The sequence below is a fragment of the Thiocapsa imhoffii genome, from assembly GCF_016583985.1.
GTDB lineage: Bacteria > Pseudomonadota > Gammaproteobacteria > Chromatiales > Chromatiaceae > Thiocapsa > Thiocapsa imhoffii.
The window spans coordinates 72,120-85,977 of record NZ_NRSD01000012.1 but is presented as its reverse complement, the minus strand read 5'-3'; the positions used below and the strand labels follow the sequence as shown (position 1 = coordinate 85,977).

The 13,858-nt window shown below is 64.0% G+C and carries 10 protein-coding genes; 6 read left to right on the top strand and 4 right to left on the bottom strand.

The features are described 5' to 3' along the window. Positions 1-15 precede the first annotated feature (15 nt). From recN to CKO25_RS12440, 3 genes are read left to right on the top strand one after another with little or no spacing between them, the layout of a single operon-like run. Entirely contained in the window at positions 16-1,695 is a 1,680-nt protein-coding gene (gene recN / locus CKO25_RS12450) for a DNA repair protein RecN (RefSeq protein ID WP_200388254.1), read from the top strand. Between the two features lie 24 nt (positions 1,696-1,719). Then, on the top strand, positions 1,720-2,727 hold the full coding sequence (locus tag CKO25_RS12445; RefSeq protein ID WP_200388253.1) for an NAD-dependent epimerase: 1,008 nt from the start codon (positions 1,720-1,722) through the stop codon (positions 2,725-2,727). Further along, positions 2,724-3,977: an extracellular catalytic domain type 1 short-chain-length polyhydroxyalkanoate depolymerase gene (locus CKO25_RS12440; RefSeq protein WP_200388252.1), complete on the top strand. Its 1,254-nt coding sequence runs from the start codon at positions 2,724-2,726 to the stop codon at positions 3,975-3,977. The genes CKO25_RS12445 and CKO25_RS12440 overlap by 4 nt, the downstream gene beginning before the upstream one ends. 116 nt (positions 3,978-4,093) lie before the next feature. On the opposite strand, the gene CKO25_RS12435 is transcribed toward CKO25_RS12440, so the two are convergent. Beyond that, positions 4,094-5,113 (bottom strand): recombination-associated protein RdgC, encoded by a 1,020-nt coding sequence (locus CKO25_RS12435; protein ID WP_200388251.1) that lies wholly within the window; start codon positions 5,111-5,113, stop codon positions 4,094-4,096. A 185-nt stretch (positions 5,114-5,298) separates the two neighbouring features. Between CKO25_RS12435 and CKO25_RS12430 the strand changes: the two genes are divergently transcribed. Next, entirely contained in the window at positions 5,299-6,612 is a 1,314-nt protein-coding gene (locus CKO25_RS12430) for a CNNM domain-containing protein (RefSeq protein WP_200388250.1), read from the top strand. Between the two features lie 130 nt (positions 6,613-6,742). Here CKO25_RS12430 and radA read toward each other — a convergent pair whose 3' ends face one another. Then, entirely contained in the window at positions 6,743-8,119 is a 1,377-nt protein-coding gene (radA, locus tag CKO25_RS12425) for a DNA repair protein RadA (protein ID WP_200388249.1), read from the bottom strand. A 157-nt stretch (positions 8,120-8,276) separates the two neighbouring features. On the opposite strand from radA, the gene CKO25_RS21805 reads away from it, so the two are divergent. Together CKO25_RS21805 and CKO25_RS12415 are read left to right on the top strand one after the other, a co-directional pair. After that, entirely contained in the window at positions 8,277-9,383 is a 1,107-nt protein-coding gene (locus CKO25_RS21805; protein WP_200388248.1) for a helix-turn-helix domain-containing protein, read from the top strand. A gap of 336 nt (positions 9,384-9,719) precedes the next feature. Then, on the top strand, positions 9,720-11,579 hold the full coding sequence (locus tag CKO25_RS12415) for a hypothetical protein (protein ID WP_200388247.1): 1,860 nt from the start codon (positions 9,720-9,722) through the stop codon (positions 11,577-11,579). Positions 11,580-11,693: 114 nt separating this feature from the next. Here the strand turns inward: CKO25_RS12415 and dnaB are convergent, their stop codons facing one another. Then, positions 11,694-13,079 carry a replicative DNA helicase gene (gene dnaB / locus CKO25_RS12410; protein ID WP_200388246.1) on the bottom strand — a complete coding sequence of 462 codons (1,386 nt, stop codon included), beginning with the start codon at positions 13,077-13,079 and terminating at the stop codon, positions 11,694-11,696. A gap of 234 nt (positions 13,080-13,313) precedes the next feature. After that, positions 13,314-13,763, bottom strand: coding sequence for a 50S ribosomal protein L9 (rplI, locus tag CKO25_RS12405; RefSeq protein ID WP_200388245.1), 450 nt, complete (start codon positions 13,761-13,763; stop codon positions 13,314-13,316). Positions 13,764-13,858: the final 95 nt, after the last annotated feature.

Below are 13,858 nucleotides of genomic sequence, written 5' to 3'. Positions count from 1 at the left end.
GCCGGATCCCCCGCGATGCTGATCCAGTTACTCGTCAAAGACCTCGCCATCGTGAGCACACTCGAACTGGAGTGCGCGGCCGGTCTGACCGCGCTCACCGGCGAGACCGGCGCGGGCAAATCCATCATGATCGACGCACTCGGCCTCGCGCTGGGTGATAAGGCGGATGCCAGCATGATCCGAGCTGGGTGTGAGCGCGCCGAGATCGTGGCAAATTTCGATCTCGGCGCGGTTCCCGCTGCCGCGGCCTGGTTGCGCGACCAGGCGCTCGAGGATGACGACACGCACCCGACGAGCTGCTTGGTGCGACGTTTGATCGTGCGCGACGGCCGCTCGCGTGCCTATGTCAACGGCCATCCCGCGACCAGCTCGCAACTGCGCGAACTCGGCGATCGACTCGTCGACGTCCATGGTCAACACGCGCATCAGTCGCTCCTGCGCGCCCAGGCTCAGCGCGAATTACTCGATGCCTACGCCGGTCACCACGCCCTCGTCGCGGCGGTCGCGACAGCCTTTCGTGACTATCGGCACCAGGCGCAGCAGTGCGACGCGCTCGAGGTGGCGCGCCAGGACCGTGCCGATCGGCTCGAGCTGCTGCGCTTCGAGGTCGAAGAACTGAGTGCGCTGGCCCTGAGCGCGGACGAGTTGACGGAACTCGATCAGGAACAACGCCGGCTGAGTCATCTTGGCCATCTGCAGGAGAAGACCTCAGGCATCCTGCAGCTGCTCTCCGAGGCCGAGCCCGCGCTCGTCGATCAGTTGCGTGCCGCCGGCGCGGACCTCGTCGAACTCGCCGAGATCGACACGCTGCTCGCCGAACCGCGGGACCTGCTCGAGACCGCGGCCATTCACCTCGGCGAGGCGGCGAGCAGCCTCCGGCACTATCTCGACGGGCTCGAGATCGATCAGGCGGCCCGTGACGCCGTCGAGACCCGGTTGCTGCAGATCCACGATCTCGCGCGCAAGTATCGCGTCCTACCGACCTTGTTGCCGGAGGCGCTCGAGACCCGACGCGATGAACTCGCGGACCTCGAACAGGTCGATCTGCAGCTCGGGGAGGTGCGCGCGGCACGCGATGCCGCGCTCGCGACCTTTCTCGAGCAGGCCCAGCAACTGAGCCGCGCACGCATCGCGGCGGGCGAGCGACTGAGCCAGACCGTGAGTGACACCATGCAGCAACTCGGCATGGTGGGCGGGCGGTTCACCATCGAGATCAGCGCCCTCGACCCCGCGCGGGCGAGCGCCGCAGGGCTCGAGCGCATCGCCTTCCTGGTCAGTGCCAATCCCGGCCAACCCCTGCAGCCGCTGGCCAAGGTGGCCTCGGGCGGTGAACTCTCGCGCATCAGCCTGGCGATTCAGGTCGCCACGGCCGAGTGCGGCAGTGTCCCCACCCTGGTCTTCGACGAGGTCGATGTCGGCATCGGCGGCGGTGTGGCCGAGATCGTCGGGCGCTTGCTGCGGCGCTTGGGCGACGCGCGCCAAATCCTCTGCGTCACTCATCTGCCGCAGGTCGCCGCCCAGGCGCACCACCAGTTGCGCGTGCGCAAGGAAACTTTCGACGGCCAGACCCACACCCGGATCGAACCACTCGATGCCCCAGCACGCATCGATGAAATCGCCCGCATGCTGGGCGGGACCAAGATCACCGAACGCACCCGTGCCCATGCCACCGAGATGCTCGGCTGGGCATCTTGAGGTGCACCACCCGGAGGAGCGCAGATGAAAGTCATGGTGACCGGCAGTGCCGGTTTTATCGGCTCGGCCCTATCCTTGCGGCTCCTCGCGCGTGGGGACGAGGTCATCGGCATCGACAATCTCAACGATTATTATGACGTCGCCCTCAAGGAGGCACGACTCGCGCGCACGCGCTCGATGGCGGGATTCGTCGACGAGCGGGTCGATATCGAGGACGGCGAGCGCCTGCGCGAGCTCTTCGCCTTGCACCGCCCAGCGCGGGTCGTGCACCTCGCGGCCCAGGCCGGGGTGCGCTACTCGATCGAGAATCCGATGGCCTATGTCAACACCAACCTCACGGGCTTCGCGCACATCCTCGAAGGGTGTCGGCACAACGCGGTCGAGCACCTGGTCTATGCCTCAAGCAGCTCGGTCTATGGCGCCAACACCGTCATGCCCTTCTCGGTTCATCACAACGTCGATCATCCCGTCAGCCTTTATGCCGCGAGCAAGAAGGCGAATGAATTGATGGCCCACACCTACAGCCATCTCTACCGACTGCCAACCACCGGTTTGCGCTTCTTCACCGTCTACGGACCCTGGGGACGCCCGGACATGGCCCTATTCAAGTTCACCCGGGCCATCCTCGCTGGCGAGCCGATCGAGGTCTTCAACTATGGCAAGCACCGACGCGATTTCACCTTCATCGATGACATCGTCGAGGGCGTGATCCGCGTGCTCGATCGTGTGCCCAACGGCGACCCGGACTGGTCCAGTGCGCAACCCGACCCGGCAACCAGTCGCGCGCCCTACAAGATCTACAACATCGGCAACAACACGCCCGTCGAATTGATGGAGTACATCCGTCTGCTTGAGGTGGCGCTGGGCCGCAAGGCCGAGATGAACCTCCTCCCCCTGCAACCAGGCGATGTCCCCGACACCTATGCCGATGTCGCCGATCTGGTCCGTGATACGGGATATTGCCCCGCCACGCCGGTTGCCGAAGGGGTCGCCCGCTTCGTCGAATGGTATCGTGGCTTCTACCGGGTATGAGTCCGAAACCGCCGGTGGACTTCGCCGAGGTCACACGCCTCACCCGCTTGGGCCGGCTGCGCGAGGCCATGGCGCTCCTGCGCGGCGAGCCTGCCGCAGACCAGACCGACAGCGCGGCGGAGGACCGCCCCCCGCGGACGGACAGCCGGGGTGCCGCGCCATCCACCCCCGCTGTTGAACCCTTCGAAGAGCCGGATCGATCCCGTGGCGACAGCGTCCCCCTGCTCGGGATGCTCCAACGGATCCGGCGCGGTGTCGGTGCGCAACGACGGCATCCAGGGTCGCCGTTCGCGCCCGTGCCACCGCCACCGGTTCCGCCGGGCGCCCACTTCGAGCGGCGGCTCTATCGCGGTGCCGCGGGCACCCTTCCCTATCGACTCTATCGCCCGAGTGGGACCCACGGCGAGCCGCTGCCGCTGGTGCTGATGCTGCACGGCTGCAGCCAATCAGCCGATGACTTTGCCGCCGGGACCGGGATGAATTCCCTCGCCGAGGAGCAGTTGGCCTTCATCGCCTATCCGGAACAATCCGAATCCGCGAACGCCACGCACTGCTGGAATTGGTTTCGTCCCGAACACCAGGAACGCGACCATGGCGAACCGGCCCTGCTCGCCGGGATCACACGAGAATTGATCGAGGAACTGAACGTCGATCCCGAGCGCGTTTATGTTGCCGGGCTCTCGGCGGGGGCCGCCACCGCGCTGATCCTCGGCCTCGCCTATCCCGATCTCTACGCGGCAATCGGCATTCACTCCGGTATGCCCCATGGGGTCGCGCAAGACCTGCCCAGCGCCATGCGGGCGATGCGCGAGGGTGTCGACGCCACCACCGCCCATGGCATCACACCGGACAGACTGCCCGCCGCCGACCCGATCCCGCGGGATCGGCCGCGCCCGTGCATCGTCTTTCATGGCGACCACGACGCCCTGGTGAATCCGCTCAATGCCGAGCACATCATCGCCCAAGTCACAGGCGGGGTCGGGTTGCGTGAAACCCTCGAGCATGGCGTGAGTGCCGCGGGAATCCGCTACCGCCGCCGACGCTTTCGTGATCCGCAGGGGCGCGTGTGGCTCGAGCACTGGCTGCTGCACGGGCTCGGACACGCCTGGTCCGGTGGCAGTCCCACCGGTTCCTATACGGATGCGCGTGGCCCTGATGCCAGTCGTGAGATGTTGCGTTTCTTCCTGCAACATCGCCGCACCACGGATGCCGCGGGGTCGAGCGATCGTTCGAGGATGCCAGCGGATTGACCGACCGCGATCCCGCTTCCGGCCACGATCGGCACGTCTCGTGCCGGGTTGCGGGATCCTGACGGAGCCCGACGCTTGCGGCCATGCGCGATTGCTAAACCCGCGCCGACCCGGGTTCAGTCTTCCCAGGGGGGCGTTTCGCCACCCGCACGAGGCGCTTGCGGGGTGGCCTCCAGGTCCTGGGGTGCTGGTGCGGGTGCGGGTGTCTTGGCGTCCGCTGCTGTTGCGGCCACCTCCCCATCGGCAACGAGCCCGAACAGGGCATCCAAGCGCGCGATCAGTTCGCGGAGTTGGAGTGCGAGGATCGCCAACTCGGCATCCAGGCGCGCGGCCGGCTCGAGATCCCCATCGTCCAGGTCCGCGAGCAGGGCGTCCGTGATGCGCAAACGTTTCAAGGAAAGGTCTTCGGCCAACACGAAATCGAGCCGGTCGTCCCAGTTCACGGCGAGCTTCAAGACCTGCTTGCCGGCGCGCAGATGCGCGAGGATCTCGTCGCTCGCCAGATCTTGACCACGACAGCGGATCAAGCTCGCGGTGTCGTTCGCATCGCGGAGCTCACAGGCATCACCGATCACGACGTCCGGTGGCGCATCGCCGTTCAAGAGCCACGCCGTCAGCACGCGCGGTGGCTCACGACGCGGCGCCGGTGGACGTGCCGGCAGCGTCTCGATGGTCTCGCGCAGCAGCGAGATCACATCCTCCGCTTGTCGGTCGCTCGCCGCATCGACCACCAGCCAGCCCGCCTGGGTGTCGACATAGAGCAGGGTCCGCCGCGAGCGGGTGAAGGCGCGCGGCAACATCTCACTCATGACCTGTTCGCGCAGACGCCTTCGTTCGGCACGCCCAACATCGCGAGCCTCGGCGTTCTCGAGGTCGGCGACGCGCTCCTCAAGCGCCTCGGTGATGGCGGCGGCCGGCAACAGGCGCTCCTGTTTGCGCGCACACATCAAGAAACAACCCGATACCGCATGGACCAGTGCCGTAGAACTGTCGCCGAGCGGTGGTGACCAACCGATGGTGGCGGTCTCGATCGGACCACAGGGACGGAAGCGAGCGGCGGTAAGGGCCGTCTCCAGTTCGTCGGCGGCGAGGCCAAATGGGCTCCCCAAGCGGTAGAAACGGACATTCTTGAACATCTCGGCCCCCCATCAAAAAGGCGCCGATTATGCCCGAGCCACCACCAAGCGCAAGCCTTGAGTGGATCCACCACGGCCGTGTGGAGGCAACGGCCCAAGCGCACGCGACGCAAGCACCGCCTTCTCGCCGGCGGGTCGCGTATACTGACCAGACGCCCCAGCCATCGCGAGCCTTCGAGAACACGGTGGACGATCTTTCGCTAACCGCCCTCTTCCTTGCACTCATCTGCTTGATTGCCCTGTCGGCCTTCTTCTCCGGTTCGGAGACGGCCTTGTTGACGCTCAATCGCTATCGGCTGCGCCACCTCGCCGATCAGGGCCACCAGGGTGCGCGCCGCGCCCGCACCCTACTCGAGCGACCCGACCGATTGATCGGACTCATCCTGCTCGGGAACAACTTCGTCAATATCATGGCCTCGTCGTTGGCGACCATCATTGCCTTGCGGCTCGGCGGCGAGGCGGCGATCGGGATCGCCGCCGGTCTCCTGACGCTCGTGATCCTGATCTTCGCCGAGGTCACGCCTAAAACGTATGCGACCCTCCATCCTGAGCGGCTTGCGTTTCCGGCGTCCTTGATCTACGGACCCTTACTCAAGCTGCTTTACCCGATCGTCTGGTTCGTCAATCTCTTCACCAACGGGCTCCTGAAACTGATGGGCATCAGCCCTAACGACAGCCAGGGAACCGCCCTGAGCCGGGAGGAACTGCGGACCGTGGTGAACGAGGCCGGCGCCATGATCCCGGAGCGCAGTCGCTCCATGCTCTTGGGGATTCTCGATCTGGAACACGCCACGGTTCAGGACATCATGATCCCCCGCAACGAGGTGGAGGGGATCGACCTACAGGATAGCGAGGAGGAGATCCTGCACGCCATTCGCAATGCGAGCTACACGCGCATGCCCCTGTTCGATGGGGGCATCGATAACGTGATCGGGGTCTTTCACGCCAAGCACGCACTGCACGTGATGTTGCGCCAGGGGCTTGAGAAAGAACAACTCAAGGCACAGCTTCGCGCCATCGCACGCGCGCCCTACTATGTCCCCGAAGGCACCCGTCTGTATCAACAACTGCTGAACTTCCAGCGGGGCAAACGACGAGTCGGGTTGGTCGTGGATGAGTATGGTGACTTCCTGGGGCTGATCACCTTGACGGACTTGCTCGAGGAGATCGTGGGTGAATTCACCACGGATCCCGCTGACAGCATCCCGGAGATCCATCGCACCGAGGACGGCAGCCTGCTGATCGATGGCAGTATCACGGTGCGTGATCTCAATCGGGCATTACGCTGGGATCTCCCAACCGGTGGACCCAAGACCTTAAATGGCCTGATCCTGGAGTATCTTGAGGCGATCCCGGAACCGGGGACGAGTCTCAAGCTCAACGAACGTCCGATCGAGATCCTGCAGACGGCCGACAATGGGGTTAAAACCGTGAAGGTCGTTGCCCGCGCCGCACGCAAGGCGCGCGCACTCGGAACCGAGCGTGGCGCCGTGGATTGAAGGCTATGCAGGCAACCCATGCGCCGCTGCGCTGATCTGGACCAACCCCTGGTGTTTCACCCGTACCTGAGGCGGAGCAGGTCACGAACCGACATCACAGGGCAGCAAGAAGAACGCCCGGTGCGCGGCCTCAACGCCCGTCTTCAGCGAGCGCATCCAGGGCCTCACCGAGCGTGCGCACAGCGGTGATCGTCAACCCTTCGACCCCTTCCTTGGGAACGTTCCCAGCCGGCACGATCGCACGGCGCATCCCATGCTTCACCGCCTCGCGCAGCCGGTCGGGACCATTCGGAACCGGCCGCACCTCGCCGGATAAGCCGACCTCGCCAAACACCGCGAGGTCGAGCGGCAGGGGGCGATCCCGGTAGCTCGAGAGGACTGCCAAGATGAGCGGCAAATCGACCGCGGTCTCCGTGATGCGGACCCCTCCAACGACATTGACGAAAACGTCTTGATTGAACATGGCCACCCCACCGTGACGATGCAGCACGGCGAGCAGCATCGCGAGACGATTCGCATCCAGCCCCAGGGCAACCCGCCGGGGATTCGCCAACGGACTCTCGTCGACCAGTGCCTGAACCTCAACCAACAGGGGGCGAGTCCCTTCGCGCGTGACCATCACAAGGCTTCCCGGGACGGGCTGGTCGTGACGTGAGAGAAAGATGGCCGATGGGTTTTTGACCTCGCGCAGACCGCGGTCACCCATGGCGAAGACCCCCAGTTCGTGCACCGCGCCGAACCGGTTTTTGATCGAGCGGATCAACCGGAACGTCCCTCCGGATTCACCCTCGAAGTAAAGCACCGTATCCACCATATGCTCCAAGACGCGCGGACCGGCTAGCGCACCATCCTTAGTCACGTGGCCAACCAAGAAGACGACCGTGTCCTCTTGCTTGGCAAACCGCACCAGCCGAGCCGCTGATTCGCGCACCTGTGACACCGAACCGGGTGCCGCATGGAGCGTGTCGGTGAAGAGGGTTTGGATGGAATCGACGATGAGCACGCGCGGTCGCTCCCGCGCGGCGGTAGCGAGGATCACCTCGACCTGGGTCTCGGCGAGCAAGCGAATGTCGTTCTCAGCCACGCCCAGTCGCTGCGCCCGCAGACCAATCTGCTGGGGCGACTCTTCGCCACTAACGTAGAGCACCGGGAGCGTCCGCGACAGTGCGGCGCTGGCTTGGAGCAACAAGGTGGATTTTCCGATGCCGGGATCGCCGCCGATCAGGATCACCGATCCGAGGACCAGCCCCCCACCGAGGACCCGGTCAAGTTCCGCGATCCCGCTGGCGATCCGTACCTGCTGCTCGGGGCAGACAGTGGCCAAACATTCCACGCGCGCGGCCCCGGCCGACCCCGCATAGCCGCCTCGCGCGCTTGGGCGTACATCCAGGGTGGTCTCCACCAGACTGTTCCAGGCCCCACAGTCCGGGCATTGCCCCGCCCATTTCGGTTGACTGGAACCACAGGCGTGACAGACATAACTCGAGCGGGGTTTCCGGCTACTCATCGCGAGGCATCCAGGCACACTGAATGGACGCCATTCTAACGCCAGGAGGCGCACCTCATCGCCGCTGGTTCTAGCGGCCGTTGGAGCGGCAGATCGTTGTAAAATGCAACGATCCGCGGCGCCATGACGTGCGAGCTTGACCGGAGATCCTCGATTGGTGACGAGAACAACTGCGGCTAACGATCATGTCATCACCCCTGACCCCGTTCAGCGACCGGATGTCTGTCGCGCCATCGGCGGCGAGGAAACCTCCCCTTACGTCGCCGAATGGCTCCCGCTGGATGACGGACCTGGGGCCTCCTACATTGGTGAGCAACTCGCCTTACCCTCTTGCGCGGGCGAGCAGCAGTTGGCGTTCGCGCCGATTGCGGAAGGACTCGGCCTGTTCGCACATCAGGGCATTTGGTACCGCCCGGGCGTGATCTCAGGCTACCTCTCGCTGCCGGAGCCTTACATCGAACTGCGTCTACCACTCGCCGGCACCACCCGCATCCTCACGGCCTCTGGCACGACTGTCATCGAAACGCCCCGGCAAGGGTTGTTGAGTATCGAGCATTCAGGCGAACCGTGTGAGCATCACAACCCCGTCGGAGAATTCAACAGCCGACTGGCGGTGTTGGTGACGGCCTCGCAGTTACGCATGCTCTTCGTCGATCAGCCGCTCGGCGATCGCCTGGCCTTCATCAAGACCCCAGACGCCTGGCCAACGATTCATGATTCGATCGCGATGAACGCGACCCTGCAACGCATCTGCATGGAGATCATGCATCATCACCTGCCGAACACGCTCTCGCGCCTCTTCCTCACGGCCAAGACCTTGGAACTCATATCCTATGTTCTCGCTGCCTGGCATCAGCCGGCGATCCCCGGGCACCCGATCAGAGGATCGAGCGCGCGCGACCGTCAGCGCGCGCAACAAGCACGTGACATCCTCAGAGCCAACCTTGGACACCCACCACTCGTTCATGAGCTAGCCCGCTCGCTCGGGCTTTCGCAGCGCAAACTCAATCATCTGTTTCGTGAGTGTTATGGCGGGAGTGTGATCCAGTGTTTAGGGCAATGGCGCATGGAGTATGCGCGTGCCCTGCTCCGGGCCGACACACACTCACTCAAGGAGATCGCCTTCCAACTCGGCTATGACCACTGCCAAAATTTCATTTCCGCCTTCCAACGCCAAGTCGGCATGCCACCCGGTGAGTTTCGCGCCCGTGCGCGACCCCAGCGTCTGCATCAGCCTCCGGTTCCAGTAGACGTGCCCGCGTAGACGTGCCCGCGTAGACGTGCCCGCGTGGTCCTGAATCGGCTCCCGGTCACCCCGCGACGAGTGATCAGCACAAGGTCACACCAAGACACCAAGGTGCAGAGCACATTCGACCCATCAGCAGAGCACCCAGTGCTGGCTGGCGTCGAACCCTTGGCGCTAGGATCTGTACTCGCAGCCATGCGGTTCCATCGATCCTGTCCATTGACCGGATGAGGGCGTCTGATCCCCACGAGCCGCGTGGAACCAAAAGGTGGTCGATCCAGTCGCGTCGTCAGCGCGCCCCACTGCATTCGGGTCGACCAGATGTCGGCGCCAGTTCAGACCGGGAGTCCATCAATGAACGACGTTCTTTCAACGTCCTGCCGTCTTTCGATCGGAGCCATGGCCTTGGCTCTCAGCTCAGCACCCTCGCTGGCGCTGAACATCGCCCCGGAGCAGCTCTCTCTCATTAACCTCCATCCTGAGGGAGCCGATCACTCTCGTGCGCTCGGGGTCTCCAATGGGCGGCAAGTCGGGGTTGTGATCAAGATTGGCGAGGGCTATGACCAGAACCCGACCGCGGCACTCTGGCACGGATCGGCAGACAGTTTGATCCGCTTGTCACCCTTTCTCTCGACCGCCTACGCGATCGATCACGATCAGCAGGGGGGCTTTATCGGTATGGCCGCATCCCTCTGGGAAGGGAGTCCGGAGTCACAACTGACCCTATTGACCGATACCTCGCTGAGCTATCAAGGCGGGGTTGTCCGCGCGCTCGACAACGGCTGGCAAGCTGGTGAAGTGCGCTTTCCCTGCCGTACGGAAGATCCGACCGTACCAGGGGTCTATCATGCCGCCATCTGGAATGCCGCGGCTGTCCCGGATGGGCTACCGACGATTTTGCATTTTGGGGAGGAATGCCGAGAGTCGATCGTTTGGGGCATCGATGGTGCCACCGCGACCGATCCTGGCCAACAAGTCGGTTCCTATGCGTTAGATGGGCGACATCAGGCGATGTTATGGTCTGGAAGCGCCGACAGTGTCGTGAATCTCAACCCGACCGGATCACTGGAATCCGTTGCCTATGGCATCAACAACGGACGCCAGGTGGGTTACTACAGCCCGGAATATCTGGTCGATCACGCGGTCGTTTGGCACGGAACGGCCGAGGGTGCGATCGATCTTCATCCGCGGGACATGGACGCCTCCTACGCCTTTGCGATCGACGGCCCCTGGGTCGTGGGGACCATGTATCCGGATGAGAGCGATGACTCCAAGCGCGCGGTCCTCTGGAATCTCGCCGACCACGCCAATCCGATCGACCTCTCCGCGCTGCTGCCCGAGCCGTACAATTTTGCCGAAGCGATGGCGCTCGAAGCCGATCGGGCCGGTAACCTTGTCATCGTGGGTTCGGTATTCAATCCAACGGCGGGGACGCAGGAGGCAGTGCTTTGGACCTATCGTCCCGTGCTCTTTGCCGCGGTGCTGCCTGCCGCTAGGGCCGTCGCGGTCGGCCAACCAGCAAGTGCGTTTGCTAACCTGATCAACACCGGTTCCGCAACCGCCGAGGGCTGCTCGATCGGTTTACCAGAGGAGATCGCGGCGACCTTCATCTATCAGGCGACTGACGCGGAGAATCGGCCTGTTGGCATCCCGAATACACCCGTCGATCTCCCACCCGATGCCAGCCAAGGCTTCGTCTTCTCGATCACCCCGACCGGTCCGCTTGCAACCACGGACATCCCACTGCTGTTCAAGTGTGAGAATGCCGGATGGGCACCGAGCCAAAGTTTTGTCAATACCTTGACGCTCACGGCAATGGACAGCGCCCCGCCGGATCTGCTCGCCATCGGCGTGACACCGAGTGGCGACGGTGTGGTGCGTCTCAACGGCGCGGCAGGCATTGGCGTCTTCGCGACGGCGGCGATCAATCTCGGCCCGATGGGAGAGCTCCGGGTCAGCGCCGACACCCGGGGGCTTGATCTGCCACTGAACCTGACCGTCTGCGAAACCGATGCAGCGGGGAATTGGCTCTCCTGTGACAGCAGCGCACTGAACCGAATCGTGGCCGCTGGGGAGACGCTCTTCTACAGCGTGTTCGCAACAGGGAAAGGTGAGCCAATCGACTTCGACCCGGCGGCGCATCGCATCCTGCTGCGCTTCGAATCGGACGGGATGACGGTCGGCGCGACGAGCGCGGCGGTGATGACGCACTGAGGCTTTGACGTCCGACGCACGGAGCTGTCCGTGCGTCGGCAGGCATTCCCCGCGATCAGGAGAGCGCAATCGGCTGCATGGCCAGGACGCCATGACCCTGGGCGGAGCGTCCGCTCAGCCGCCCGTCTCACCATAGTAGTTGCCGATGTAGTTCTCGAACTTGGTGTATTTCCCGAGAAAGGTCAGCCGGGTCGTCCCGATCGGTCCATTGCGCTGTTTTGCGATGATGATCTCGGCGACCCCTTTATCCTTGGTGTCCTCATGATAGACCTCGTCACGATAGATGAAGACGATGAGGTCCGCGTCCTGTTCGATGGCACCCGATTCCCTGAGATCAGACATCACCGGGCGTTTGTTCGGCCGCTGCTCGAGACTGCGATTGAGCTGCGAGAGCGCGACCACGGGGACATTCAGTTCCTTGGCCAGCGCCTTGAGCGAACGGGAGATGGCGGAGATTTCCGTCGCGCGGTTCTCGCCGACGCCAGGTGCTTGCATGAGCTGAATATAGTCCAGCACGATCAGTCCGAGATCATCCTGATCCCGTTTGAGCCGACGCGCCCGCGCCCGGACTTCGGTGGGCGAGAGCGCGGGAGTGTCGTCGATGAACATGGAGGCACCGGCCAGAATATTCACCGCGGAGGTCAGGCGCGGCCACTCATCATCCTCGAGCCGCCCGGTGCGGACGCGGTGCTGGTCGATCCGACCGAGCGAGGACATCATGCGCATCGCCAAGGAATCCCCGGGCATTTCCATGCTGAAGACCGCAACCGGGCGCTTCGACTGAATGGCCACATGCTCGGCCATGTTCATCGCGAATGAGGTCTTCCCCATGGATGGCCGACCCGCGACGATGATCAGGTCCGCCGGCTGCAAGCCGGAGGTCATGGCGTCGAAATCGGTGAACCCAGTCGCCAAACCCGTAATGGGTTCATCGCGTTGATAGAGCGCGTCGATCCGCTCCACCGCACGCCCGAGCAAGGTCTTGATGGGCTGAAATCCACCACCGCCGCGCGCTTCCTGCTCGGCGATCTCGAACACGCGCCGCTCCGCGGCATCGAGCAATTCCGCGGCATCCCGTCCAAGTGGATTGTAGGCACTGTCGGCGATGTCGGTCCCGGCCGCGATCAATTGACGCAACACCGAGGTCTGGCGAACGATCTTGGCGTAGGCCTGGATATTCGCCGCGGTGGGCGTTTCGTTCGCGATGGTCCCGAGATAGGGGAGTCCGCCGGCGTCGACCAATTGCTCGGAGCGTTCGAGCGTCTCGGCGAGCGTGACCAGATCGAAGGGTTGATCCTCCGCGGCCAGTTTGGCGATGGCGCGGAAGATCAGGCGATGCTCACGCCGATACAAGTCACGCTCCGTGACCATGTCGGCAATTCGGTCCCAGGTGCTGTTGTCCAGCATGAGACCGCCGAGTAAGGATTGCTCGGCGTGCAGATTATGCGGTGGGATGCGCATCCCATCGAAATCGGCGCCTTGGACATCCGCGTCGAGCATGGCGTTCCTCGGGACGGCGGTGTTCTGGACACAGGGGTGGTGTGGGCCATCGAGGCAGCTGCCTCGAATGCTGAGACCCAATGATCCGTGAGGCGGCGAGCGCATTTGGCGCCGAGCAGGCCGCGAACGCCTCGGGCGGTGCAGGAAAGGTCCCGGCGGCGCGGCGGTCGGTGCCGTCACGGATGACCAAACGCCAAATCTGGGCCGCTCGCGAGCGGCCCAGGTGAGGGGGGATCAGTCCTCTGGAACCACATCCACCTTGATGGTGGTGTTCACTTCGGGATGCAGATGGAGCGTCACCTCATATTCGCCCGCCGCCCGGATGGGACCACTCGGCAGGCGCACCTCTTGCTTAGTGAGAGCGAACCCTGCCGCGGTGACGGCTTCAGCGATATCACCGGCGCCTACTGAGCCAAAGAGACGACCTTGCTCCCCAGCCTTGCGCGCAATGGTGAAGCTCATTCCCTCGATCCGCTCAGCGCGGGTTCGTGCCGCGTCGAGATGCTCGGCCGCTTCGGCCTCAAGCTCCGCCCGCCGGGCCTCGAATGCCTCGAGGTTGGCCGCGGTTGCCGGCACGGCGTAACCATAGGGGATGAGATAATTGCGGCCGTAGCCCGCGCGCACGGCGACCTTCTCGCCCAGCGAACCCAGCCGCCCAACATTCTTCAGCAGGATGATTTCCACGTCAGTAATCCTCTCATTACGATTCGATGTGATCCGCGGCTCGTGCTCACCAGCGCCATCCACAGGGCGCTCCAGTCGACCTGCAGCCGAAGGCG